The sequence below is a fragment of the Dyella sp. S184 genome, from assembly GCF_009766065.1.
In the GTDB taxonomy this organism is placed as follows: Bacteria; Pseudomonadota; Gammaproteobacteria; order Xanthomonadales; family Rhodanobacteraceae; genus Rhodanobacter.
This window is the reverse complement of record NZ_LMUE01000012.1, coordinates 379697-405530: the sequence shown is the minus strand read 5'-3', so window position 1 is coordinate 405530 and position 25834 is coordinate 379697. Positions and strand designations below refer to the sequence as shown.

Genomic DNA, 25834 nt, shown 5'->3' with positions numbered 1-25834 from the left:
CGCCTTGCCTCCATTCGGTTTGTCTGTTCTCGCTTGGCATTTAGTCGAAAAATTACCCGATATCGTCATCGACCAGTATCTCTACCGCCAAACCAGCAGCACGCTTTTCTCGCAACCGTGCTGAGCCAAGCTCCCTCTGAACACGCCGACGATCTGCGTTCTTCACAATAGTGTTAGCTAGCTCGCGCGGATCTTTGCCCTGACTCACTAGTTCCCAGAAGCTTGATCCATCAACTAAAGGCTGGCGTAACTGCAAGCGGTCGGACGCGCCAGCGTGGTGTATGTGCCTTGCCGCTGCGGCCAATTTTGCTATTTTTTCCCGTTGCTCGGCTCTAGGGGTTTCACCCGCCAGCCAGTTATAGATCGTTTGACGAGAGACGTTGAAAGCCATGGACATGGCTGTAGTGCTCAGCTTCAGGCCTTGCTTTATGTCTGCCAGCTCGTCGGAACAATCTATTTGTTTCTTTGCCGGACTAATGATCCGTACGTTGGACGGCGCGTAGCCGATATCCGTCGGCTGTGCTGCACCGCCTGCACCGCTTCCAGCAGCAAGGATGCCAGCTAAAACAAGGCTGGCTAGTTTGACGTTCTGATCTTTCGCAGACTGTTTAAACATGGCCATGACTTACTCCCAAGCCTTCAGGGCTTCCGGCGTGACCGTCGCTTTAAACGCAACCGACACGTCCTTCTTCAAGCTCAAAAGGCGATCGAGAATGATGTCTACGTCAAACGGCTGTGCCGTCCCTTGGGGCGTCGTGAAAGTGGCATCTGTATCGAGCAGCGCGTGGACACCGCTGATCTCGGCAAATTTCTTGGGAAGTTGAGGCGCAAACGGCGCGAGGTCAGGTGGCCAGATCACATTTGATGATCGGGTCACGACGCGTGCCTTCAATTTCTGATCGTTGTGAGCAAGGGATGCCTCAGAAAATGTGTAGTCCGCAAGCCAGTCATCGGGGATAGTGTCATTCAACCCGAGAAACTGCCGATGAATCAGGGGTGGAAGCAATCCATCTTCCCCCGCGACCACGGCGTCCAAAAAGCGCAGTCCAATCTGCAGGAAAGAGTCAGGGCCACAGAGCTCCGCATAAGCCAGAAGCCCTGGCTTAAGACGGTCGATGAATGTCTCGAACGTTCCATATTCCACGGTCGAGAAGGCAAAAGAATCCTTCATCGCGGTAAACGAATCAGCCCCGTCGCGAGAAGAGAATATGTGGTTGTTTACTTCGACCGGCTCGAACTTGGCCTCTGGAGGTCCAGACGGGGTAGTCGTCAGTTCGAAGGCGAGGTGCTTTAGAAGTTTATAGCCAGGGTACCCCTGCTTTCGGAGGCGATCCTGAAGGTCGGCGACAAAGCTATCCAACTTCAAGATAGGGCTGTGCCGAATCTGCGCAACGACGTAAAAAACCGGCGCGTGCGTTAGCTGCCTACCCATGGACCTCTCCAACGTGCTTTCTTTGAGTGTCAACTTTACAACGAAGTTGACACTTTTTACAGCGTGTCGTGACCAAAGTGCGATCTACCAATATGGTTCTCGCAAATGTGACCTTAGGTTTACCCGGATACGGTAGTAGAAGACCCCGTATTTGATCGCGATATGGGCAAAATGTGTGGGCAATGCGGGAACAGTTCGTCGTTCAACCGGGCAGTGCAGCCGGCGCGGTGGGGGTGTGGATCGAAACGAACCGGTTCCGTGCGCAGGATGCGCAGTACTCGCCCTCGCTCACCGTGCCGCTCCCGGTCGCCACGGATGACACAGCTGCCCTCACCCAGTGGGCCTTGGCGGTGTTGCGGCGGATCTATCGACCCTATCGGTTCGTGAAGGCCGGCGTGATGCTGATGGACCTGCAGCCCAAGGGTCTGGCGCAGGGCGATCTGTTCGACGCGGCGCCGCCCTCATCCGATGCGCGCCGTGACGTGCTGATGCAAACCCTTGATCGAGTGAACGCTAAATGGGGGCGTGGCACCCTTGGCATCGCCAGCGCGGAGCTGCAGGGAGATCGGGCGTGGAGTATGCAGCGAGGGAACCTCTCGCCTGCGTACTCAACCAGATGGAGTGACCTGCGCGTGATAGGGGAGTAGCGCGACTACGCCTGCTCCCTGACGTTCGCTTTCGACCCTTTAGGGTGAGGAGGGCGTTGGCTGCAAGGTGCAGTCCAAGCCTTGTTTCACGTCGGCCCAGAGCTCATCGCTGAGCTGATGCTGCAGGCTCGGCGTGATGTATCGGACACTCAAGGATTCCGAGCCTCGAAACGTGGCCACATACATCAATCGAATCCGTATCCCGGTTTTCCGGTTGACCATGTCCGCGAGTAGCACCGGGTATCTGCCTGCTTTGCATCGCACGCGATGGATGTTGGAATTGCTCGCCTCCAGCATGGCTTCCTGAGCGCTGTCGAGACCTTCGGCGCCAGTGAAGAGATCGCTTTTGGCGTCGTATCTGACACCTGTAGTTTTCCAGGACATGTAGCCGGCTCCATGCGGCATCTCACCTGTGGTTGCATAGAGCTGCGCATCGGAGTGCGTCATCCAGTAGTGGGCGCTGGCGCCAGGCCGATTCGCTTCCACACGCTCGTATGTCTCCGGGACGCTCATCCGCAGCGGAATACTAAAAGGCAAGATTTTGCCCGTGAACTCGTCGAACGACACGTGTTTCAGTTGCTCGGAGAAAGCGGAGGAGCTCATACCCATCAACAGCGCAGCCAACGTGACCCTCAAAAGCAACATCGCACGCTCCTATCATGGGCCTTTGATCTGCTTAGCGAACTCCAGCACGATCTCCAGCTTGTCTTGTGGAGCTTCAATTTACCGCATGAAGAGGGTGCCCTGCTCGTCGGTTCCACCTGACATTCTGGGTCTGCGTATCGCCTGACACCTAGTCGGTTGGGGCCAGACTCACGGGGCCAGAGCAGACTGCTCGCGTCGTTTGAGAGGGTGAATCTCGGGACGAGCTCCAAATGCCTTCAAACCCTTGTGCAGCCCCAAAACAAAAGCCCCGCTTTCGCGGGGCCTTTGATCTTGGCTGGGAGACTAGGATTCGAACCTAGATAGACAGCGTCAGAGGCTGTCGTCCTACCGTTAGACGATCTCCCAAAAACAGCTGGATCGATGCGCTCTGACTTTGTTGCATCGAACCGACAAACGCGATTTCCCGAAGGAGAATTAGCGCTTGGAGAACTGGGTGGCGCGACGTGCCTTGTGCAGACCGACCTTCTTGCGCTCGACTTCACGGGCGTCACGGGTCACGAAACCGGCCTTGCGCAATGGCGACTTCAGGCTCTCGTCGTACTCGATCAGTGCGCGGGCGATGCCCAGGCGGATCGCGCCGGCCTGGCCGGTGATGCCGCCGCCGGCAACCGTCACCGTGATGTCGAACTTCTCGGTGTTCTGGGTCAGTTCGAGCGGCTGGCGCACGATCATGCACGAGGTCTCGCGACCAAAAAATGCCTCAAGCGACTTGCCGTTGACTTCGATCGCGCCCTTGCCCTTGCGCAGGAACACGCGGGCGGCGGAGGTCTTGCGGCGGCCGGTGCCGTAATTCTGCTGGATCGTCATGATGATTCCTTAGAGTTCCAGCGCCTGTGGTTGCTGTGCGGTATGCGGATGCTCGGCACCGCCGTAGACCTTGAGCTTGCGGTACATCTCGCGACCCAGCGGGTTCTTCGGCAGCATGCCCTTGACGGCGATCTCGATCACGCGCTCCGGGTAGGTCGCCAGCAGGTCCTTCAGACTGGTCGTCTTCAGGTTGCCGATATAACCGGTGAAGCGGTGGTACTTCTTGTCGTCCAGCTTGGCACCGGTGACGGCCACCTTCTGCGCGTTGATCACCACGATATAATCGCCGGTGTCGCAATGCGGGGTGTATTCCGGCTTGTGCTTGCCGCGCAGACGACGAGCGATTTCGGTCGACAGGCGACCGAGCGTCTTGTTCGTGGCGTCGACCACGAACCAGTCGCGCTTGACGTTGTCTGCATTGGCGCTAAACGTTTTCATTTCAGAATACCTAGTCTGCCGCCGTGTGGCGGTACGCGTAATCGGTGGAACAAAGGCGCGAGATGATAGCGGAGCAGTCATCCATGGCGCAAGCCCACCGACCGGCGGGCTGTGAGCTGGCAATGATAGCATGATGAGCATGCCGCTTGAAAAGTCCCCCACGCGCGCGCCTGTCGGCCGCATTGCCGAACTGGCTGATCAATGTGTGCAGTGCGGGCTCTGCCTGCCGGTTTGCCCCACCTATGCGCTGGACCGGAATGAGGCGGAATCGCCGCGCGGCCGCATCGCCATTGCCGCTGCGCTGGCCCGGGGCCAGGTCGATCCCACCGCCGGGCTGCGCGAACACCTGGATCATTGCCTGGGCTGCCTGAACTGCGAAAAAGCCTGCCCGGCCAATGTGCAGTATGGCGAACTGCTGATCGAAACCCGCGCCCTACTGGGGCCTGGGCCGCAATCTCCCCGGCAATTACTGAACCTGATCAAGCGCCCGGTCCTGATGCGCGCCCTGCACCACATCGGCGGGTGGATGGCGCTACCGCGCTGGAAAGGCTGGCTGGCGCGGCGACTGCCGGCGGACTCGCCCTGGCGTGCTGCCCTGCTGGTGATACCCATTGAGGCCCCGGCGGCACGCGCCCGAGCCAGCGACAAGAACCATGGACAACCATGCGTGGCGCTGTTCCCCGGCTGCGTGGCCAGCATCGACGATGCCGAAGCGCAACAGGCGGCGATCACCCTCCTGCAGGTTGCCGGTTTTCAGATCAGCCTGCTGCCGGCGTTCTGTTGCGGCGCGATGGATCTGCATGGTGGCGCGACGGAATCTGCCGAACGGGCTGCCCAGCATGTACGCCGCGCTTGGGCCGAATGCGGCGCCACACAACTGGTTTCGGTGACGCCCGGCTGCCTTGGCACGCTGCGTCGCGCGTTACCAGGCGTGAGTGTGGTCGACCCGGTGGAACTGCTGGCGACGCACGCCGATGCATTGGTTTTCCGCCCGCTGGCGCAACGGATCACGCTGCACCTGCCATGCACGCAGATCAATGTGGCACGCAGCGACCACGCCTTGCTGCAGCTACTGCGCCGCGTGCCGGATCTGGACGTGCTGCCGTTGCCGCGGCCACCGTACTGCTGTGGCGCTGCTGGCAGTCATCTGCTGGAATTCCCCGAACGCGCCGCACAACTGCGCGACGCGACACTGCGACAAGTCGCCACGCTGGATCCGCAGCAGCTGTTGTCGTCCAATATCGGCTGCCGCCTGCATCTGGCCGCAGGGATCGATGCGCAGGGCCTGCACTGGCCCACCCGGCATCCATTGACCTTGCTGGCCCAGCAATTGATACACGCCCATTGAACGTACCCATTCCAGCAGGAAAGCCCATGAACGTCCGTACGCTGACCCCGCTCGATCGCCTGCTCGCCGGTTGTGAGCGCGCACTGGAAGCGATCGCCGGCTCGCCGCAGGCGCAGCGTCCCTCGCCTGCCACCGGCATCGGCGAGGCTGAGCTGGACGATGCCGAACGCCACCATGCTGCTGGCCTGATGCGGATCAACCATACCGGCGAGGTCTGTGCCCAGGCGCTGTATCTCGGCCAGGCCGCGCTGGCGCGCAACGCGGACAACCGTGAACACCTGTTGCACGCCGCCACCGAGGAAACCGACCACCTGGCCTGGTGCACGCAACGGCTGCAGCAGCTGGACAGCCGCGCCAGCCTGCTCAATCCGTTGTGGTACCTCGGCAGTTATGCGATCGGCGCGGCCGCCGCACTGGCCGGCGATCCCGTCAGCCTAGGCTTCGTGGTGGAAACCGAACGTCAGGTGGAAGCGCACCTGGCCGAACACCTGGAGAAACTACCGGCCCAGGACGAACGCTCGCGCGCCGTGCTGACCCAGATGCAGGCCGATGAAATACGCCATGCGCAGGCGGCCCAGCAGCGCGGTGGCATCGAACTGCCATTCCCGCTGCCGCAGCTGATGCACTTCAGCTCGACGGTCATGAAGACGGTGGCGTATCGCGTGTAGGAGCGCACCCTGTGCGCGATGCTGTTTGCTCCGATCGACATTAGAGCATCGCGCACAGGGTGCGCCCCTACAAAAAAGCCCCCAGAAAAAACCCGCCTTTCGGCGGGTTTTTTGTCACATCAGGTTGCGGCCGTGGAACAGTTCCTCGATCTCGCGGCGCAGCAGCTGCTCAATGCGCTGGCGCTCCTTGAACGACAGGTCATCGGCGTGCGAGTCGAACAGATACGTATCCAGGTCGAAGTCCTTGATGTGCATCTTCGTGTGGAACATGTTTTCCTGATACACGTTGACGTCAAACATCTCGTACTTCTGGCGGATGTGCTTGGCCAGGTAGTCCTGCACCGAGTTGATCTTGTGGTCGATGAAGTGCTTCTTGCCCTTGATGTCGCGGGTGAAGCCGCGCACGCGGTAGTCGCACACCACGATGTCCGACTCGAAGCTGTCGATCAGGTAGTTCAGGGCCTTCAGCGGCGAGATCACGCCGCAGGTGGCCACGTCGATGTCCGCGCGGAAGGTGGCGATGCCGTTGTGCGGATGCGTTTCCGGATAGGTGTGGACGGTGATGTGGCTCTTGTCCATGTGCGCGACCACGGCACCGGAGATGGTGTCGCGGCCAAGCTTCTCCAGCACCGGCTCCTCGGAGATCAGCATCGTCACCGAGGCGCCCTGCGGGTCGTAATCCTGGCGCGCGATGTTGAGGATGTTCGCGCCGATGATCTCCGCCACGTCAGTGAGGATCTGGGTCAGGCGGTCGGCATCGTACTGGTCATCGATGTACTCGATGTAGTTGCGACGCTGGTCTTCCGACACCGCGTAGCAGATGTCGTAGATGTTGAAGCTCAACGCCTTGGTGAGGTTGTTGAAACCCTGCAGGCGCAGACGGGGAAGTGGTTTGACCACGGCGGCTCTCCATGACCGGACATCCGGTCAGCAGTAGAGGCGGGTTAGCGACAAGGGTCCCCGCAGAATGGTGTGAAGTACAGGCAGGTAGCCTGCACGACCCTTGTGAACGGCGTGCGACAGTCTCGTCGCCGCCGGAAGACTGCGAAGTATGCGGCAAAACGAAAAGAAATTGAACCTGCGGCAAGCCGCCCGGGTTTGCCATAATGCCGAGCTTACAGGGGGTCACAAACACGCATGCTGCGGTTGCAATGAATCGCTGCGGCAAGGTAACCATTTTTCGGGGATGAACGTGGCGCAACTCAAATACCAGCTCCAACAGGCTTTCGAGCGCTCGCAGGCACCACTCGGCTTTGCCCCCGACCCCGCCGCGATGGAACGTTTCCTCGGGCTGTGCCATCGCCGCCGTTACCCCGGCAAGACCGCGATCATCCGCCCCGGCGACCCGGCCAATACCCTGTACTACGTGATCGACGGCTCGCTGGCGGTATGCACCGAGGACGAGCAGGGTCGTGAACTGATCCTTGCCTATATCAGCCGCGGCCAGTTCATCGGCGAGATGGGCCTGTTCGTGGAGCAGGCCCAGCGCGAATCGATGGTGCGCACACGTACTCCGTGCGAGATGGCCGAGATCAGCTACGAGCGCCTGTTTCAGTTGATGGAAGGCCCGCTGCGCGAGGAATGCCCGAAGATCCTGTTCGCGATTGGCGCCCAGCTCACCAACCGCCTGCTGCGCACCTCGCGCCAGGTCAGCCGGATGGCGTTCATGGACGTCACCAACCGCATCTCGCGCACCCTGCTCGACCTGTGCCAGGAACCTGACTCGATGACCCATCCGGACGGCACCCAGATCCGCATCTCGCGCCAGGAAGTCAGCCGCATTGTCGGCTGCTCACGCGAGATGGTCGGCCGTGTGCTCAAGCAGCTGGAAGAGCAGCGGATGATCGACGTCTCCGGCAAGACCATCGTGGTGCGTGGCACCCGCTAGGGTTTACGGGGCGGCGGGACGGCCGGTTTCGGCGCATAGAGCATGTAGACATCCGCGCGCGCGTAATGCGAGCCATCGCGGATCGTCGGCTGCAGCACGAAGCCGGCCCGTTCGTACATGTGCAACGCAGGCTTGAGGCTGCTGTTCGATTCGAGGAACAGGGTATGGCCATGACGCCGGTGGAATTCGGCAATCACCGCATCCAGCAGCAGCTTGCCAGCACCCAGCCCTCGGAAAGACTCGTCCACGCCCATCTTGGAAAGTTCGTAGACACCCGGCGCCTCGTGCAGCAAGGCGCAGGTACCGATCACTACCTCACCGAGCAGCGCGAAGAAGATCGCGCCGCCAGACTCCAGCACCGCATGCTCGGGATCACGCAGTATCTGTTCGTCGATCGGCTCGATCACGAAGTGCTTCTGCAGCCACGCGGCATTGAGCGTGTAGAAGTACTCGCGCAAGCGTGGCTCGAACGGCACGATCTTGACCTGTGACTGTATCAACTTAAGTGCGCCTGGCCAGAATCTTAGGATGCAGCGGCAATGTTGTCAGAACCACTCGACGCGGGTAACCGCCCGGCCGAGCGCCTTCTCGACCTTCTTGCACAGCGTGGGCGTGCCGTTAACCAGCACGGCCTCGGTGGCCAGTTTCAGCATCGGCGCATCGTAGATCGAATCGCCATAGGCCACCTGCCAGGTGGTGAGCCCGTGCTTCGCCAACGACTCGATCTTGCGCCGCCCCACGTTGTGCCACTGCGGCCGCATGCCGAACCAGCCACGGCGCAGCCGCGAGGCAAGCACTTCCAGATCGGTCAGACCCAGCTGCTGCAGGATGCCGCTGACCAGGGCGTGCTCGCAGCCCGTCACCACGATCACCCGGTCGCCAGCTGCCTGATGCCGGCGCAGCGCCTGCAGGCCGTCGCGACAAAACTGTCGCGACCGCTGCACCAGAGTCCCGGCAAACGCGGTCGCTGCCGCCTGATAGCGTTTCTCGCCCAGCCCGAGCAACGCTATGCGCACAAGCGTGCGCAGCGGCAGCCGGCGCGAGAACAGCAGCTGCAACAGCAATAGCGGCGAGCACAGCAGCGCCAGCAATACCCGCCACGGCGCGCATTTGTAACGCTCACGCATGAACAGGTAAAACGCGTCACCGTGGATCAGGACGCCGTCGAAATCGAACAACACCACACGCGGCCCTGCAGCTTCCAACGGTGCCGCATCCATCTCCCCCTCTGGCATGATGGTCACGGCGTGGCGAACAATCGTCGCAATTCGCTGCCCGGATCCTTGGCACGCATGAACGCCTCGCCAATCAGGAACGCCTGGATGCCGCCTTCACGCAGGCGTGCGACATCTTCCGGCGTATGGATGCCCGATTCGGCCACCAGCACGCGGTCGTACTCGATCAGTGCCAGCATCGCCAGCGAGGTTTCCAGCGAGGTCTCGAAATTGCGCAGGTTGCGGTTGTTGACGCCGATCAACGGCACCGGCAACGCCAGCGCGCGTTCCATCTCTTCCTCGTTGTGCACCTCGCACAACACGTCCAGGTCGAGCTCGGCGGCGAGCAACGACAGCTGCATCAGCACGTCATCGTCCAGCGCGGCGACGATCAGCAGGATGCAGTCGGCGCCGATCGCACGCGCCTCGTACACCTGGTACGGATCGATGATGAAATCCTTGCGCAGCAGCGGCAGCGAACAGGCCGCGCGCGCCTGCTGCAGGAAGGCCTCACTACCCTGGAAGAAATCGCTGTCGGTCAGTACCGACAGGCAGGCGGCGCCGCCCTTTTCGTAGCTCTTCGCGATCGCCGCCGGATCGAAATTCGCGCGGATCACACCCTTGCTCGGGCTGGCTTTCTTCACCTCGGCGATCACCGCCGGCAGGCCAGCGGCGATCTTCGCCTCGATCGCGGCGGCAAAACCGCGGGTATCCGGCTGCTCCGCAATGCGTGCCATCAGCTCGGCCAACGGCAGCTTCGCCTGGCGTTCGGCAATCTCTTCTGCCTTGCGGGCAAGAATGCGATTGAGGATGTCGGTCATGGCATCTCACTCGTTCGTGTATAAGCGCATCCTATGCGCGATTGCGATGTCGTGTCGTCAACGCGATGAACACACGCTCTTCAGCGTGCTGTCACATCGAGCCGGCCAGCCGTCGGGTGGCTGCCACGAAGGCCTGCATTTTCGCATGCGCGGCGCCGCTGGCAATCGTTTCGCGCGCACGCTCGATGCCGTCATCGATGGAATCAACCACATCGGCCGCATACAGCGCCGCGCCGGCATTCAGGCAGACGATGTCATGCGGGATGCCGCGGCGACCCTCAAGCGCCCCCAGCAGCATCGCTTTCGACTCATCCACGTTTTCCACCCGCAGATTGCGGCTGGAAGCCATCGCCAGGCCGTAGTCCTCCGGCTCGATCTCGTATTCGCGCACCACCCCGTGGCGCAGTTCTCCGACCAGGGTGGCCGCGCCCAGCGAGATCTCGTCCATGCCGTCGCGTCCCCACACCACCATTGCGTGCTGCGCGCCCAGCTGCTGCAGCACGCGCACCTGGATACCGACGAGGTCGGGATGGAATACACCCATCAGGATATTCGGTGCATCGGCCGGATTGGTCAGCGGGCCGAGGATGTTGAACAGCGTGCGCACGCCCATCTCCTTGCGCACCGGCGCCACCACCTTCATCGCCGGATGATGGTTCGGCGCGAACATGAAGCCGATCCCGGTCTCGGTCATGCACTCGGCCACCTGGGCCGGCTTCAGATCGATCAATGCGCCCAATGCCTCCAGCACATCCGCGCTGCCGGACTTCGACGACACGCTGCGGCCGCCATGCTTTGCGACGCGTGCACCTGCCGCCGCCGCAACGAACATCGACGCGGTGGAGATGTTGAAGCTGGAGGCGCCGTCACCGCCGGTGCCGACGATGTCCAGCAGATGCTCGTTGCCGCCTGCGACCAGCACTTTCTCAGACAACTCGCGCATCACGCGCGCCGCGCCAGTGATCTCGCCCACGGTTTCTTTCTTCACGCGCAGACCGGTCATGATCGCCGCGGTCATCAGCGGGCTCACTTCCCCGCGCATGATCTGGCGCATCAACGCGATCATCTCGTCGTGGAAGATCTCGCGATGCTCGATCGTCCGTTGCAAGGCTTCCTGTGGCGTGATCGTGATGTCGCGACCATGCCCGTTCATGCGGCCAGCTTCAGTGGTAGGCCAAGGAAATTGCGCAGCAAGTCATGGCCATGCTGGGTCAGGATCGATTCGGGATGGAACTGCACGCCCTCGACCGGCAGCGTCTTATGGCGCAGGCCCATGATCTCGTCGATCGAGCCGTCCGGGTTTTCGGTCCACGCAGTGACCTCCAGGCAATCCGGCAGCGAAGACTGCTCCACCACCAGCGAGTGGTAGCGCGTCGCCTCGAACGGATCCGGCAAGCCGGCAAACACGCCCTGGCCGAGGTGACGCACCGGCGAGGTCTTGCCATGCATGATTTGCTTGGCACGGATCACCTTGCCGCCGAAGACCTGGCCGATCGCCTGGTGGCCGAGGCATACGCCAAACACCGGAATCTCGCCAGCCAGCTCGCGCAGCACATCCAGCGATACGCCCGAATCATCCGGCGTACCGGGACCTGGCGAGATCATGATGTGCGAAGGCTTCAGCGCACGGATGCCGGCGATATCCAGCGCATCATTGCGCACCACCTTCACCTGCTGCCCCAGTTCACCCAGGTACTGCACGAGGTTGAAGGTGAAGCTGTCGTAGTTGTCGATCATCAGCAGCATTGCCGATACCTGCCAGATTGGTTCGTCATGGAAACCACCAGAGCTCTCGCCCCTGCCCGTTAGCGCTTCGGGCCAGCCTGAATCGAGGGAGATTCTGTTTGCACTGGCGAGCCCGTGCCGGACAGCTTCAAATCCGCTCCATCCGGGACCGGAAGCCCAACCGCGGTCAGATCGGCCCGATGGGTCTCTACAATCCGGTCACCCATGTACCTGGCAAAACCCATGGAAAGGTGGTCCTCATCGTAGAACGCCGGCTCGCCGTTTGCATACATCGTACACGTTGCAAGCTTCCCTCCCTTGCAGAACAGCTCATCCTTGCTGATATAGACATAATCGAGAGTTTTTACCTGCGGAATGGGCGACAACGCCCGCTCATCAGGATCAAAACTCTGCACGAATTCCTTGCGCTTGCAAGCGTCGTACGTTCCGTACTTGTTGTACAAGGACGAACAATCCATCTTGGTCTGCATATAGGACCCGATGGCAATGATCCTGATAGAGGGATTCTTCCTCTTCAGGAGTTCGAGGATGCCCCAAAGATACCGTGCAACCTCATCGAATCCATCGTGGACATTGTAGACCAACACATTGACATGCCTAAGGAACCTCTCATCATTCAAGGTAGCGAAACGCTTATCGCAAGCCAGGTTTTGCGTCGGCGAAGAAATGGAGTCCGCAGTCTGGACTGTCTTGCAATCGTTGACCGTACCGAAATTGATCAGGTTGACCCGTGGATCCTTGCCATACACGTGATTGAAGGCATTGAAGGCATCGGGCTCATGCGAATTCCCAAAGAACAGGACTTGCACGGGTCGATCCATGAAGCATCGCTTCGCGTCCTGAAGCACCTGCACGTTGCACGCGGTCAAGATGCCTGCGAAACGCCGACTCTTACCAGCCTCGATTTCTGTTGCACTAAGCGGACGAAAGACAGGATTGGCCTGTTCAGGCGCGCCCCGGAGATCCGTCTTCGAGGTCTCGCCAGCCACAGCAGCCGGCTCGCTCTCCTTCGACGGTGGTACGAGGGCTGTCTCCGCCATCGACCTGCCAAAGGAGCCAGGCATGAAATAGTTGTAGCGCCAGATCATGCCGTTGGAAGCGAACACGGCGGCACCCAAGACGGACATGGCGGCCGCGCTTGCGATGATCCGGCCGATCAGATTGCCACGGCCAGGGCTGGATCGCGTATAGCGGAACCGGGCCTCGACCCAATAGTGAAGGGCCGTGGCGGTCACTAGCGAAAGCGAGGCCATGACTGCAAACTTGATGCCCCAGGCCGCTACCGGTAGATACTGGTCAACGAACACCACAATTGGCCAGTGCGTCAGATAGAGCGAATAGCTGATCGCCCCGATCCAGGTCGCTGCCTTGTTGGTGAGTAACGCGCCAGCACTTGTCGACCTATGTGCAACGATAACCAAGAGCGCACCCAGGCATGGCGCAATCGCTTTCACATACGGAAAAACCATGCCCTCCCTGAGCCAGGCAATGGAATAGGCAATGATGGCCAGACCCAAGGCCATTAATAGCTCATGCAGCCAGCGGGATGATGGAAGCTTCTTTACAACGAAGCACCCTATGGCGCCAATGGCAAACTCAAAGACACGAAACTGCGGCAGGAAGAACAGATCCGATTTATAACCAATGTTGTGGGCAGTGACGACAAGATGGTTCGCGATGAAGCTCAGCACGCCAGCCGCAACGATGCTCCAGAACAGGCCTCGCCTGCTGAAAAGCCGGTAGGCTAGATAAATGAGCGCAGGCCAGAACAGATAGAACTGTTCCTCCACGCTAAGGGACCATGTGTGCAGCAGTGGTTTGGTCTGGGAAGCAGCATCAAAGTAGCCACTCTCTGACCAGAACAGGAGGTTGGAAAGAGAGACGGAAGATGCAATCAGCGATTTGCCGTAAGCGACAAGATCGGCTGGTGTCAGGCTCGCGATCGCCAGGATCGTCGTCATGGCCAACGTGGCGATCAGGGCGGGGATGATGCGGCGAATACGGCGCGCGTAAAAGTGACTGAAACTGAAGCTTCCGGTCCGGACAAGCTCATCGGCGATGCCCTTGGTGATCAGATAGCCACTGATGACAAAGAAGACATCGACGCCAACATATCCCCCGCCCAGCCCGGGAACGCCAAAGTGAAAAAGCAGGACAGCCATGACCGCAAGGCATCGGAGCCCATCGATATGTGGCATGTATGTTTGGCTGCGAGCTGCCATTGATTTCTCTTGATCAAGTGACGTCGAATAGCTTCCGAAGTCGGTTACCCCACGACTGCGTCGCTACCGGAGTGCATGACACTTACCGGCACTACGTGAAGTAGCAGATGAAAGTGCTCGTACCCATGGCCCCAGTTGCACTGAAGGCGCCGCAGGCATCGGCGCCCTCGCCGCTGGGGGGCACAGTATAGCCGTGCGAAACGGCCGAGTCGGTCGCTCGGCAGGCCGTGCAAGCGTCATCCTCGCGGGGCGAGCATCGCTGCTGCAAGGCTCATATTCGGCAATATGACCGGACGGCAGCCTGCCCAGAAGCAGGTTGGCTTTTGGCGGGAGCATCGGACAACTTCGAACCTTGTGGGATTCCGAGGCTGCTTATCCGATCATAAGCAACATGTCACGCAGATCCTGTCGATACGCAAGCGCGCATGCGCCCGGGCATTCTCGCCTGCGCGACATGACTCGCTTTTTCAATGGCCGCCGCTGAATGGTGACGAGCTTCATTGTGCGCGAAGCAGACTGGCGTCGTCATCCTGATTCATGCCACAGCGCATGCCGATGCAACCCGGCACTGCCGCGGACTTGCATCCATCGCTGCATTCAGACGTCCACTCGTCTCCACGATGCGGCTTCCATCGATCGCAAGTTCTTGACATGCACAACTCATTAAATGAGAATGCTTCGCATTAACTATTGCGTCGTTGCCCCACGCCCTCTGCTCGTAGGTGCCTGAAGGCACACTCCACCATCAGGGATTTGCTACGTGATGACCCTCTGCGCACTGCTGCTCAGCATGGCCGGCGCCACCCTCACCTATCTGGCCAGCACACAGCAGAAGCTGTTGTCCGCGCCACTGCGTCCGCATACACACCTTGTGGCCATGGCAATAGCCATTGGTGGCGTGGTGGCATGGCTCGAGGCAGCCGGTACCGGCGCGGGCATCGCGGCCACCTTGACGACATGGATGCTGACCTGGGTGACGTTGCCGTATCTTGCTTGGTGGCGTGGCGCGTCCGAACCCACGCGCGCGGGCTCTCGATGATCGCCCGCTGCCTCGCCGGCACCTTGCTCGGGTTTCCGCTGGCTGCCGTTTTGCTAAGTCTGTTGCTGCACGCCCTGCCGCAAGGTGGCGATGCTTATGTCATTCCCGCGTTGATCCTGTTTTTCCCGCTGTGGATCGCTTTCATGACCGGTGCCTACGCGTTTCGTAGCGGCACCCGCGCGTGGCTGACGCTGGGCAGCGCGAATGCGGTTGCCTTCTTCGCGCTGTGGCTGACCCGCCAAGCGGCTGGCCTCTGAAGAGCGCGCACGATGAAATCCGCAACGATCCGAACTTTCCAGACCGTGCACACCTGGACCGGCCTCATCGCCGGCTTCGCGCTGTTCGTGGCGTTCTATGCCGGTGCACTCACCGTATTCCACGACGACATCGCCGCGTGGCAGAACCCGCCATGGCGCAGCGCGCAGGACGCCCATGTTCCGATCAGCAGCTTGATCGATCACCTGATTGCGCAGCATCCGGAAACACGTGACGACTTCGGCATTGTGCTGCCCAGCGACGACGCCCACGCCGCCTATGCGTATTGGCAGGACAAGGACAACGCGCGCTTCGCCACCGCCAGCGAGATGACGGCGCCAAGTGATGTCGCCGGCCGTGGTGACCTCGCCGACTTCGTCTACGCGCTGCACGATTCGCTCGGCCTGCCCGTGGTCGGCCTGTACGTGATGGGCATCGTCAGCGTGCTGTATGGCCTGGCGCTGGTGTCCGGACTATTGATCCACCTGCCGCAACTGGCCAAGGACCTGTTCGCGATGCGCGTGGGACACAACATGAAACGCTTGTGGCAGGACGCGCACAACGCGATCGGCGTGCTAAGCCTGCCGTTCCACTTCATCTTCGCGGCCACCGGCTCGATCCTCTGCCTGTTCACGCTCACCCTCGCCGCGCTCAACGTCATCGCGTTCGACGGCAAGCTGTTCGGTTCGTTCGCGCAGGCGATCGCCACGGCACCGACGGTAGCGGCCAGTGGTACGCCTGCGGTGATGCTCACACCGGAACAACTGATCGAACGCGCCAGCGCGGCAGCGCTGGCGACCGGTGTCACCAGCTTCGAGCCGGACTACCTGCACTACACGCACTACGGCGACCGCAATGCGGTGGTGGAAGTCCGCGGCCTGTCGCAGCACACCCTGGGTACCTACGGCACCGTCGCGTTATCCGGCGATGACGGCCGGGTGCTGGCCACGCACGTCGGCGCAAAGCTCAGCATCAATGGCATCAGCAACTCGTCCCTGTACGCCCTGCACTTTGGCAGCTACGGCGGCCGCACGGTGCGCTGGCTGTACTTCGCACTCGGGCTCGCAGGGGCGTTCCTGTTCTATTCGGGCAACCTGCTGTGGATCGAGTCGCGGCGCAAGCGGCGCCACGTGGATCAGCCACACAGTACGCGGATCATGGCTCGCGCCACCATTGGCGTCTGCGTGGGCACCTGCCTGGGCATTTCCGGTGCATTCGCCGCCACTTTGGCGGCTACGCATCTCGGCCTCGACGCGGCGATATCGCAACAGTTCGCCTGCTATGGATTGTTCCTCGCCGCCTGCGCCTACGCCTGTGTGCGACCGATTCCGCGCGCGGCCGTCGAACTGCTGACGGCGACTGCCGTGCTGATGATCGCTGTGGCCATTACCGACCTGTTCGGCAACGCAGCTGCATGGAGCCGCGCGTGGGCGCCCGGCACCACTTCCGCACTCGGCGTTGACCTCACCGGCATCGCCCTCGGCATCGTCTTCGCCTGCCTGGCGCGGGCTGCTTTGCGACGTGCACGCCATGGCGACGCACACAGCGTCTGGGCGCTGCCAGCACCGCACTGATCGTATAACGCATCACCCCCAACCTCCGGCAAGCCGACGCCAGCCGGGCATGGATCAATCCAAGGAGTTTCATCATGTCCCCTGCCCTTTCCGGTGGCGCCGCGCGCCGCCTCGGTATCCATCGGCGTGCCGTCGTGCTCATCCTCGCCGCACTGATGGCCACGGCCACGCACGCGGACGACGCCGATCCACAGGATGCCAAGGTACTCGGCCAGGTGAATGTCACCGCGGGCAGCAGCCTCGACCTCTATCGCGCGAACGAAGCCAATACCGGCGCATTGGGCCAGCGCAGCCTGCTCGACACACCCTTCAGCATCGACGCGGTCACGTCTGACCTGCTGCAGAACCGGCAGGCACTGGATATCAACGACGCCTTCGCCGCCAACCCCGGTGTCACGCCGCTGGGAACCGGCTATGCCGGTGAAGCATCCGGCATCGCCGTGCGCGGACTGCAGGTGGACTCGCTCAACGGCTTCAAGATGGACGGCCTGTCGATTCCGAACTGGGGCAGCGACATGCCACTGGAACCGTTCAGTCAGATCGAACTGCTGAAAGGCCCGGGCGGTTTTATGTATGGCTTCGGCCAGCCGGGCGGCATCCTCAACTTCGTGTCCAAACAACCGACGCTGCAGCCGTATACCAGCTTCACGCTCGGCTATGTGTCCGATGGCGTGTTCAAGGAGGCCGTCGATCTCGGCGGCACGTTCGGCGGCCAGGGTGGATGGGGCTACCGCATCAACCTGGCACACGAGGATGGTGACACCTTCGTCGATGGCGGCCACATCAAGCGCAATGCCGCCTCGCTGGCGCTGACCAAGGACATCGCAGCGAACCTGCACTGGCATTTCAACAGCATCTATCAGGATCGCGACGTGCGCGGCGCCTACTACGGCATCATCCTCGGTCAGGACTACGGCATGGCGACGGGTGTGCACGTGCCCGCACCGCTCGACGGCGACCAGCGCGTGAGCCAGCCTTTCACCGGCTACCAGACCTCGTTCCGTGTGGCCAACACCGGTGTGAAGTGGGACATCTCGCCCGACTGGAACTTCGGCGTCGATTACAGTTATGCGAAGCAGACCCGCGAAAACCACGACAGCGCGATTATCCTCACCGACAACCAAGGCAGCTACACCGACCTCAACTATCTGGGCTACTCGGTCTACAACTACCAGCAGTGGCAGGGCATGCTCAGCGGCAAGTTCGAGACGGGCTCGATCAAGCACGATGTGGTGTTCGGTGCTTCCTGGCAGAGCCTGGATGCGCACTACCCGCTCGACTTCGCCGATCAGGTGCTGGGCCAGGGCAACATCTACAACGTACCGGCGTTCGCCAACCCGAATGTACCGGTCAGCCACAGCAACTACCTGGCGGAATCCACCACGCAGCGCGCGCTGTTCGCCAGCGACACCGTCACGTTCTCGTCGCAATGGTCGGCCCTGCTCGGGCTGCGCTACATGGACTATGACGACAAGACGTTCAATGCCGGCAGCCCGCTAGTCGCCGCACGCTATGAGAAAAGCCCGCTGACGCCGACCGCGGCGCTGATCTACAAGCCCATCGCGCAAGTCTCGCTTTACGCGAGCTATGTCCAGTCGTTGGAACAGGGCGGCAGCGCCCCGCAGACTGCCGTAAATGCGTACCAGACCTTCGCGCCCACGATCAGCAAGCAGTTCGAGGTCGGCGCCAAGACCGGGTTCGATACCTGGAGCACCAACCTTGCGCTGTTCCGCGTCGACCGCGGCCTGCAGTACCTGAACTCCGACAACGTGTTCGTGCAGAACGGGCAGACGCGCTACCAGGGCGTCGATCTATCCGCGCAGATGTCCCTGGCCAGAGACTGGACCCTGATCGGCGGCGTGATGTATCTCGACGCCAGCAACGTGCGCGCCGCCGCTGACGTGGATGGCAAGCGTGCCTATAGCGCACCTCGCGTGCAGGGCAATTTCTACGTCGAATATGCCGTGCCGCAGCTCCCCGGGCTGGTACTGAACGCCGGCGGCCGCTACGTGGGCAATGAAGCCATTGAGGCCGACAACAGCAACTTCATCGGCGCGTATCACACCTTCGACATCGGCGCGCGCTACAGCACCTCGCTGGGCAGCCACGCAATCACCTACCGCGCCGGCATCGACAACATCACCAACGAAAAATACTGGCTCACCAACTGGGGCTTCATGCTCAACCAGGGCACGCCACGGACGGTGCGCGCCAGCGTGACGCTGACGCTGTAATCGCACAGAAGCCGTATTGCATGTGACTGGCGTCGACTCTGGTCACTACGGGGAACCTCGCAAAACCATCGTCATTCCTGCGAAAGCAGGGATGACGAGCAAAAGCCCGGTTTTTCGAGGCTCCCTACGTCCGGCTCAGGGACGAGCCAATACGTTCGCGGTATAGCTCTCGATCACCACGCTGAAGGGCTGGTTGTCCTGCGTGTACAGCAGTGCGCGATGCTGCAGCACATGCGCCGGGATGGCCAGCGGCTTGTCGCTGGACGGCGGCAGCACGGTGCCGCTGTCCCAACCATCCGGCAGCGGCGACCACAGCAGTTCGGCGGAGAGCGTTTGGCGACGAAAATGCAGCGGCTGGACGACCTTGCCGAACGGTACGTCGGAGCTGTCCAGCTGCTGATTCATCGCCGTAGTGAGCCGCGCCGGCACATACCAGTTGTCCGCGTCGGACAACACCACCTCACCGCAAGCCAGCTGCACCCGCCGATAGCGCACCGGTTCATCCGGCCCGATACCGAGTTGCGCACGGGCACCGTCGGGCAACGGCTTGTCCGCACCTTGCACACGCCGCGCAACGATCTTCGCCTCGGCGGCCAGATGATGCGCACCGCACCAGCGCTCCAGGGTCAGGGTGGCACTCGGGTGACTCAACAGATCCGCATTCAACGTCTGCAATTCGGCCAGCGCCTGCGTGCGACTGAGCGGCGTGTCGGGCCAGCGCCCTGCAGGCTCCCGTGCAGCGATGCCAAGCGAATACGCCAGCAGCACTACCGCCAAGCCAGAGCGTGGGACGACATGGCTCATCGTGATGATCGACTCACATCTACGGGAAACCACTTCACACCTCCAGCCGATCATCCGGACGCGCCACCAGGGCATACAGCGCCGGCATCAGGAAGATGCTGATCAACAGTCGCGTGAACAGGCCACTGACAATGACCAAGGCAAATGGTCGCTGAGTATCCGTGCCGACGCCGGTGGCCAGCGCTGCCGGCAATAACCCCAATGCAGCTACCAGCGCGGTCATCATGATCGGGCGCAGGCGCAGGATCGCGCCCTGACGAATCGCCTCGTTGAGACCGGTGCCGCTGAGGCGTAGCTCGTTGACGTACGAGATATACACGACGGCCGTCTGCACCGAGACGCCAAACAGAGCCAGGAAACCGATGCCGGAAGACACCGAGAACGGCGTGCCGGTCAGCCAGAGCGCCACGATGCCGCCGACCGGTGCGGACAGCAGCACGCCGAGCACGGTGATGAACGGGAATTTGAAATTGCTGTAAAGGGTGAACAGCAACAGGAAAATCAGCGCTAGCGTGAGCGGAAGAATGACATTCATTTGCGCACGCGAAGCGGTGTATTCCGAGTATTCGCCGCCCCAATCCAGGTGGTAGCCCTGCGGCACGCTGACCTTCTGGTTGACCTGCTGGATGGCGTCTTCCACCGCGCCGGCCAGATCGCGTCCTTCCACCGAAAATTGCACGCCGATGTAGCGTGAATTGTATTGGCGGTAAATGAACGAGGCGCCGTTGGTCACCTGGATGTCCGCGAACTCCTTCAGCGGAAGCTGCTGACCGCCGGGCGTCGCCACCAGGATATTGCCGATTTCCTCGGGGTTGTCGCGATATTTCTGTTCAAGGCGAACAACCAGATCGAACTGCTTTTCTCCCTGCACCACCTCGGTGGCCACGTCCCCGCCGATGGCGGTCGTGATCACGCCATTGATGTCGGCGACGTTCAAACCGTAACGGGCAATCGCGGCGCGGTTGATCTTGATGGACAGACTGGGCTGTCCGAGTTCCTGCACCAGGGTCACGTCACGGATGCCGCGCACCTGCTCCAGCACCTTTTTGATTGCCTTGCCCTTTTGCTGCAGCGTATTCAGGTCGGAACCAAAAACCTTGACCGCCAGCGCGCTCTTCAGGCCGGTCTCCGCCTCGTCCACCGCATCCTCTGCCGGCTGCGTGTAATTGAAATTGATACCGGGGAAGGCCAGCAGTTTCTGGTTGATCGCTGCAATCAGCTCGGGTTTGGTGTGATAGGCGCCGTTCCATTCCGAGTAGGGTTTGAGGCCCACGTAGAATTCGACGTTGAAGAAGCCGGTCGAATCGGTGCCATCGTCAGGACGACCCAGTTCCGAGGCGACCGTGGTGACTTCGGGAAAGGTGCGCAGGATGTCGCGAATCTTCGGGGTGATCTTCGCCGACTCGTCGAACGAAATGGTGTACGGCATGGTGGCACGCACCCACAGCGCGCCTTCATCCAGTTGCGGCATGAACTCGGCGCCGATGCGCGGGATCAGCAGCAGCGAACACAGCAGCAGAAGGGTCGAGGCGAGTGTCGTCCCCCACGGATGGGCGAGACAGAAATCGAGGCCTTTGACGTAGACCGATTTGGTGGCTTCGAAAGCGCGGTTGTGTCGTTCCTTTACGCCCTTGCGCATGAACCACGCGCACAGCACCGGCAACAAGGTGAGGGTAACCACCAGGGAACCGACCAAGGCAAAAATCATCGTGTCGGCCATCGGTTTGAACAGCGTCCCGGAAGGCCCCGACAAGACATAGATCGGCATGAAGCTGACCACGATCACCGCGACGGCATAGAACAGCGGACGATCCACTTCCGCTGCTGCATCCCGGATGATTTCCCTGACGTTGAGCGGCGTTCCCTTGCGCTCGGCGATCTGGCGGAAAATGTTTTCCACCATCACCACCGCCGCATCCACCAGGATGCCGAAGTCGATCGCACCGATCGACAGCAGGTTGGCCGAAGCGCCTTGCAGATCGAGACAGATGAAGGCGAACAGCAAGGCCAGCGGTATGGTTATCGCGACAATCAGTCCTGCTCGTACGTCGTACAGGAAGAAAATGAGGATCACGATGACCAGCAACATGCCGCGCAACAGGTTGCCTTCCACGATCTTCGTGGTCAGCCCGATCAGGTCGGTGCGGTCGTAGTACGGGACAATCTTGACGTCCTTGGGCAGCACGCCGTTGTTGAGCTCCTTCGTCTTCGCCTCGACCCGCTTCAGCACATCCTGGGTTTTTTCACCCGTGCGCAACAGGATGACGCCTTCCACCGCGTCGTCCTGTTTCTCGTAGCCGAATTCACCCAGGCGCGGCGCGATACCGATGACCACGCGGCCGACGTCCTTCAGCAAGACCGGGGTGCCGTCATGCACCGCCAGCACCACGTTGCCGATGTCTTCCAGCGTCTCCAGATTGCCCATGCCGCGCACGTAATAGAACTGGCCGCCCTGCGAATAGAAGCCGCCGCCGGCGTTGCTGTTGTTGGCTGCCAGGGATGCCTCCACCTGTACCGCCGACAAGCCGACCGCGGCAATCTTGGCCTGGTCTAGCAACACCTGGTATTGCATGGTGCCGCCACCAAACCCCGAGTCATCCGCCACACCAGGCACAGACCGGTATTGTGGTTCGATGGTCCAGGCCTCGAGGGTCTTCAGCTCCATCGGCGAACGGTCCGGGCTTTGCAGCACGTACCGATAGATCAGGCCTGAAGGCGCGGACAGCGGCGACACCGAAGGGGTCACGCCAGCCGGCAGGCTCAGGTCGGGCAAGCGGTTGAAGACTTCCTGGCGCGTAGGCAGGTCGCCCGCACCGTTGTGGAACGTGATGATGACGTCGGACAGTCCGTACAGCGAGATCGAGCGGACATTGTCCGAATTCGGAATGCCGTTCATGCCGAGCTCGACCGGTACCGTGATCAGCCGCTCCACTTCCTCGGCGGCGTGCCCGGGCCACTGGGTGATGATCTCGACGATCGGCGGCGAGAGATCCGGATAAGCATCCACCGGCAGGCGCTGCAGGGAGCGTGCGCCTGATCCCACCAGCAGCAGCGCCATCAGGATGACGAGAAGGGGCTGACCCAGCGAAGAGGCCACGATCCGGTTCATGATCGAGACCGTTCGCGACTGGGGCCCGGTCGAAGGCAGTTGGTCGCTCATTGGTTTTGCATGAACTGGATGAAGATGCCGCCATCGACCACGATCTGGTCACCGGCGTTGACGCCGTCCGGAATAATGTATTGGTCACCCGTGCGTGAACCGAGCGTCACATGCTGCCGAGCGAAGCTGCCATCGTGCTGGGCGGCATAGACAAACGGCAGGTTCTCATCGTCACGCAAGACCGCCGACACCGGCACCAGCATGCCCGTGCTTGCCTGCTTGGCATGGATCTGCACACGGACATACATCTGCTTCTTCAGCAGGCCTTTGGGATTCTCGACGACGACCCGGGCGATAACGGCCCGGGTATCGGGGTTCACCACGGCCGAGATGTTGTCCACGGTGCCGGAAATCTTCTGCCCATCGATACCGGTCTCCACGTCGGCCGTGTCGCCCGTACTCACCGAAGCAAGATCGGAAGCGGAAATCTGCGCCATCACCCACACGCGCGAAAGATCGGCCACGGTAAAGCACGGCGTGGTGCCCGCCTGCAGGAGTTCGCCGGGCGTGATCAGCTTCTCCACCACGGTTCCGGTGATTGGTGAGCGGATCACGCCCTGGATGCGCGAAACCAAGCGGCCGGCCTGGATGTCCTTGATGGTCTGCGCATCCACGCTCAGCGAGACGAGTGCCTGCAGCGCGGCGTCGCGATCGGCCTCGGCGCTGGCAGCGTCGGTTTGCGACTGCTCGTACTCACGTTGGGATACACCGTTGTGCTGGACCAGATCCTTGTCCACATCGGCCAGCCGGCGAGCGTTCTTCGCCGTGACGAGCGCCTTGCTGTACGTGCCGATGGCCGCCGCAAAGTCCGGCGAATCCACGATCGCCATCGGGTCGCCTTTCTTGACGTGCTCGCCGGGGGAAACGAGCAGCCGCGACACCGGGCCGGAGAACGCCGCCAGCACGCTGGTGGCCTGATCGTTGTCGAAGTCGACCGCACCGATGCTCTCGACTGTCTGGTGGAACGTCGACGGTGCGACCGTATAAAGGTGGATGCTCTGTCGCTGCTCCGCGGTCAGGGTCACATTGCGGGCGGTCACCGCGGCGGCCTGCGCGTTGTCGTCCGCCTGGTGTGAACAGCCGGTAGACAACACCACCGTCGCCAGCATCATGGCGGCTACAACCAGTGCGCGCGCGGAGGTTCCCCGACGTTGCGCAGCCGGCATCCCGTAAAGCGATTTATTTTTCATCGTCAGCCTTGGTTGAACCAGCCTTGATTGAGTCGGCCTTGATTGGGTCCGCCTGCAGCAAATCCGCGCGGTTCCACCAGCCACCGCCGAGCGCCTGGAACAACGCTGCCGTGTCGGCATAACGATTGGCCTGCGCCTGCACCAGGTTGATCCGGGCCTGCTGATCGGCCTGTTCGGCGCTCAGCAGCGAAAGATAGCTGGCGTAGCCGTCCTTCCACTGGCGCTGTGACAAGTCCAGGGTGACCTTGGCGGCGTCCGCGGCGGCGGCCGCCGCCTTCAGGCCTTCGGCATCCTGATCCAGCGCCGTCAATGTATCCGCGACATTCTGGAAGGCCGTCAGCACCGTGCTGCGATATTGCTCTGCCGCCTGCACATAGGCTGCCTTCGCGGCGCGTTCCTGATGCAGCAAGGCGCCGCCCTGAAAAATGGGTGCGGTCAGATCCGCGCCCACACCCCAGAAACCCGTACCCGACTTGAACACCTGGCCGATGGCCAGCGCGCTGCTGCCGGCATTCGCGGTCAGCGCAATATTGGGCAACCGGTTCGCGATGGCGATGCCAATCTGGGCGCTGGCCGCATGGATGTTGGCCTCGGCCTGCAGCACATCCGGGCGCTGCGCAACGAGCACCGAAGGAAGGCTCACCGGCAGTTCCTGCGGCAACTGCAAACTTGAAAGTTCGAATTTCTCAGCCGATGCCTGACTCGGAAACTTGCCGACCAGAACGGCCAGCGCATCGCGCTGCTGAACCAGTTGCTTGATGAGCGGCGGCAACGTGGCGGTGACTTGCGCGAGCTGCGATTCCTGCGCGGCCACATCAAGCCGGCCGGCATAACCCTTGGCAAACTGGTAGCGCAGGATCTGCAGCATCTTCGTGTTGATGTCGATGAGCTGGCGGGTCGCGTCAACCTGCGCCTGCAGTGATGCCTCCTGCACCACGGCGGCCACCACATTGCTGCTGAGCGTGATCTGCGTGGCGATCATCTGGAAGCGAACCGCCTGCTCCTGTGCCTTCACCGACTCCGTCGTGCGGCGGTTCAGGCCGAAGATATCGGGCGCATACGAAACGCTGACCTGCGGGGTGTACAGGCTGTAAAGCAGGGCGTTCGAGCTGGGTGTGGGCGAGATCGTCCCTGGCGTCTTCTGGCGGCTGGCCGAAAAGTCCGCCGAGACACTGGGGAAGTAAACACCCCGTTGCGCCAGCACATTTTCCCTGGCCACCGACAACGCCGCCTGCGCCGCCTTGAGATCGGGATTGTTGGCGAGCGACTGCTCGATCAGCTCATTGAGCGGCCGGGAATGGAACAAGGTCCACCAGTCGCCGGGAATATCGCTGCCTTTGGCAAAGCGTTGGGCTTCGCCACCGTCGACGTTCTTGATCGCGACCGTGCTCGAGAGCGGGTGCGCGGTGTAATCGCTGACAGCCGGGGCAGCAGGTCGCTTGAAGTTGGGCCCTACGGCACAACCGGCAATTAGCAGACAGGCCGCAGCCGCGATGACGGGCCGGGCGCGCGATGGCGACGAATGAGCAGGCGACGAGACTGCCCTAGCTATCTCATCTCTCGTCCGTTCGATCCTGGCAAACACATCGGCCCACGTCTGGTTCATGCGAGCGCGTCTTGGAGAGAGAGTCTGGCTGTAACAATATATCGTATCAAATGCAAGCGAAAGCCGTGCCGAAGG

24 protein-coding genes and 1 tRNA gene are annotated in these 25834 nt (G+C 61.5%); 8 read left to right on the top strand and 17 right to left on the bottom strand.

Annotated elements, in window-relative coordinates:
- Positions 1-52: 52 nt before the first annotated feature.
- Together GSQ75_RS17500 and GSQ75_RS17495 are read right to left on the bottom strand one after the other, a co-directional pair.
- Positions 53-622 carry a hypothetical protein gene (locus GSQ75_RS17500; RefSeq protein WP_158756151.1) on the bottom strand — a complete coding sequence of 190 codons (570 nt, stop codon included), beginning with the start codon at positions 620-622 and terminating at the stop codon, positions 53-55.
- Positions 623-625: 3 nt separating this feature from the next.
- A complete protein-coding gene (locus tag GSQ75_RS17495) occupies positions 626-1432 on the bottom strand; it encodes a TIGR04255 family protein (protein WP_158756150.1) in 807 nt (268 codons plus the stop codon).
- A 182-nt stretch (positions 1433-1614) separates the two neighbouring features.
- Between GSQ75_RS17495 and GSQ75_RS17490 the strand changes: the two genes are divergently transcribed.
- On the top strand, positions 1615-2079 hold the full coding sequence (locus GSQ75_RS17490; RefSeq protein WP_158756149.1) for a DUF4113 domain-containing protein: 465 nt from the start codon (positions 1615-1617) through the stop codon (positions 2077-2079).
- Positions 2080-2118: 39 nt separating this feature from the next.
- Here GSQ75_RS17490 and GSQ75_RS17485 read toward each other — a convergent pair whose 3' ends face one another.
- From GSQ75_RS17485 to rplM, 4 genes are all read right to left on the bottom strand, one after another.
- On the bottom strand, positions 2119-2724 hold the full coding sequence (locus GSQ75_RS17485; RefSeq protein ID WP_158756148.1) for a hypothetical protein: 606 nt from the start codon (positions 2722-2724) through the stop codon (positions 2119-2121).
- 292 nt (positions 2725-3016) lie between these two features.
- Positions 3017-3090 (bottom strand) — tRNA-Gln (locus tag GSQ75_RS17480).
- 69 nt (positions 3091-3159) lie between these two features.
- Positions 3160-3552 carry a 30S ribosomal protein S9 gene (gene rpsI, locus GSQ75_RS17475; protein ID WP_158756147.1) on the bottom strand — a complete coding sequence of 131 codons (393 nt, stop codon included), beginning with the start codon at positions 3550-3552 and terminating at the stop codon, positions 3160-3162.
- Positions 3553-3561: 9 nt separating this feature from the next.
- The gene (gene rplM, locus GSQ75_RS17470) at positions 3562-3990 is read right to left on the bottom strand and encodes a 50S ribosomal protein L13 (RefSeq protein WP_077440973.1); all 429 of its coding nucleotides are present in this window, start codon (positions 3988-3990) and stop codon (positions 3562-3564) included.
- Positions 3991-4123: 133 nt separating this feature from the next.
- On the opposite strand from rplM, the gene GSQ75_RS17465 reads away from it, so the two are divergent.
- Both GSQ75_RS17465 and coq7 read left to right on the top strand, forming a co-directional pair.
- Positions 4124-5338 (top strand): (Fe-S)-binding protein, encoded by a 1215-nt coding sequence (locus GSQ75_RS17465; RefSeq protein WP_254058634.1) that lies wholly within the window; start codon positions 4124-4126, stop codon positions 5336-5338.
- A 26-nt stretch (positions 5339-5364) separates the two neighbouring features.
- Positions 5365-6006, top strand: a complete 642-nt coding sequence (gene coq7, locus GSQ75_RS17460; protein WP_158756145.1) for a 2-polyprenyl-3-methyl-6-methoxy-1,4-benzoquinone monooxygenase — start codon at positions 5365-5367, stop codon at positions 6004-6006.
- 114 nt (positions 6007-6120) lie between these two features.
- Here the strand turns inward: coq7 and speD are convergent, their stop codons facing one another.
- Positions 6121-6906 (bottom strand): adenosylmethionine decarboxylase, encoded by a 786-nt coding sequence (gene speD / locus GSQ75_RS17455; RefSeq protein WP_077442802.1) that lies wholly within the window; start codon positions 6904-6906, stop codon positions 6121-6123.
- A 286-nt stretch (positions 6907-7192) separates the two neighbouring features.
- On the opposite strand from speD, the gene crp reads away from it, so the two are divergent.
- Positions 7193-7894 carry a cAMP-activated global transcriptional regulator CRP gene (crp, locus tag GSQ75_RS17450; protein ID WP_158756144.1) on the top strand — a complete coding sequence of 234 codons (702 nt, stop codon included), beginning with the start codon at positions 7193-7195 and terminating at the stop codon, positions 7892-7894.
- Here the strand turns inward: crp and GSQ75_RS17445 are convergent.
- The 6 genes from GSQ75_RS17445 to GSQ75_RS17420 form a co-directional block, all read right to left on the bottom strand.
- A complete protein-coding gene (locus tag GSQ75_RS17445; protein ID WP_254058633.1) occupies positions 7891-8394 on the bottom strand; it encodes a GNAT family N-acetyltransferase in 504 nt (167 codons plus the stop codon). The genes crp and GSQ75_RS17445 overlap by 4 nt on opposite strands.
- A 45-nt stretch (positions 8395-8439) precedes the next feature.
- On the bottom strand, positions 8440-9129 hold the full coding sequence (locus GSQ75_RS17440; RefSeq protein WP_158756183.1) for an HAD family hydrolase: 690 nt from the start codon (positions 9127-9129) through the stop codon (positions 8440-8442).
- A gap of 5 nt (positions 9130-9134) precedes the next feature.
- A complete protein-coding gene (trpC, locus tag GSQ75_RS17435) occupies positions 9135-9929 on the bottom strand; it encodes an indole-3-glycerol phosphate synthase TrpC (RefSeq protein WP_158756143.1) in 795 nt (264 codons plus the stop codon).
- A 91-nt stretch (positions 9930-10020) separates the two neighbouring features.
- The gene (trpD, locus tag GSQ75_RS17430) at positions 10021-11082 is read right to left on the bottom strand and encodes an anthranilate phosphoribosyltransferase (protein ID WP_158756142.1); all 1062 of its coding nucleotides are present in this window, start codon (positions 11080-11082) and stop codon (positions 10021-10023) included.
- Positions 11079-11675: an aminodeoxychorismate/anthranilate synthase component II gene (locus tag GSQ75_RS17425; RefSeq protein ID WP_158756141.1), complete on the bottom strand. Its 597-nt coding sequence runs from the start codon at positions 11673-11675 to the stop codon at positions 11079-11081. Before GSQ75_RS17425 ends, trpD begins: the two co-directional genes overlap by 4 nt.
- Positions 11676-11734: 59 nt before the next feature.
- Positions 11735-13873, bottom strand: coding sequence for an acyltransferase family protein (locus GSQ75_RS17420; protein ID WP_256369809.1), 2139 nt, complete (start codon positions 13871-13873; stop codon positions 11735-11737).
- 784 nt (positions 13874-14657) lie between these two features.
- On the opposite strand from GSQ75_RS17420, the gene GSQ75_RS17415 reads away from it, so the two are divergent.
- From GSQ75_RS17415 to GSQ75_RS17400, 4 genes are all read left to right on the top strand, one after another.
- Entirely contained in the window at positions 14658-14936 is a 279-nt protein-coding gene (locus GSQ75_RS17415; protein ID WP_158756139.1) for a hypothetical protein, read from the top strand.
- Positions 14933-15193, top strand: coding sequence for a hypothetical protein (locus GSQ75_RS17410; protein WP_158756138.1), 261 nt, complete (start codon positions 14933-14935; stop codon positions 15191-15193). Before GSQ75_RS17415 ends, GSQ75_RS17410 begins: the two co-directional genes overlap by 4 nt.
- A gap of 12 nt (positions 15194-15205) precedes the next feature.
- A complete protein-coding gene (locus GSQ75_RS17405) occupies positions 15206-16765 on the top strand; it encodes a PepSY-associated TM helix domain-containing protein (protein ID WP_158756137.1) in 1560 nt (519 codons plus the stop codon).
- 74 nt (positions 16766-16839) lie between these two features.
- The gene (locus GSQ75_RS17400) at positions 16840-18999 is read left to right on the top strand and encodes a TonB-dependent receptor (RefSeq protein ID WP_158756136.1); all 2160 of its coding nucleotides are present in this window, start codon (positions 16840-16842) and stop codon (positions 18997-18999) included.
- A gap of 135 nt (positions 19000-19134) precedes the next feature.
- On the opposite strand, the gene GSQ75_RS17395 is transcribed toward GSQ75_RS17400, so the two are convergent.
- The 4 genes from GSQ75_RS17395 to GSQ75_RS17380 are packed head-to-tail and all read right to left on the bottom strand — an operon-like array spanning position 19135 to position 25759.
- Positions 19135-19803, bottom strand: a complete 669-nt coding sequence (locus GSQ75_RS17395; protein WP_254058632.1) for a hypothetical protein — start codon at positions 19801-19803, stop codon at positions 19135-19137.
- Positions 19804-19837: 34 nt separating this feature from the next.
- Entirely contained in the window at positions 19838-22912 is a 3075-nt protein-coding gene (locus GSQ75_RS17390) for a CusA/CzcA family heavy metal efflux RND transporter (protein WP_158756135.1), read from the bottom strand.
- A 47-nt stretch (positions 22913-22959) separates the two neighbouring features.
- On the bottom strand, positions 22960-24153 hold the full coding sequence (locus GSQ75_RS17385) for an efflux RND transporter periplasmic adaptor subunit (RefSeq protein WP_254058631.1): 1194 nt from the start codon (positions 24151-24153) through the stop codon (positions 22960-22962).
- The gene (locus tag GSQ75_RS17380; RefSeq protein WP_158756134.1) at positions 24143-25759 is read right to left on the bottom strand and encodes an efflux transporter outer membrane subunit; all 1617 of its coding nucleotides are present in this window, start codon (positions 25757-25759) and stop codon (positions 24143-24145) included. The genes GSQ75_RS17385 and GSQ75_RS17380 overlap by 11 nt, the downstream gene beginning before the upstream one ends.
- Positions 25760-25834 lie beyond the last annotated feature (75 nt).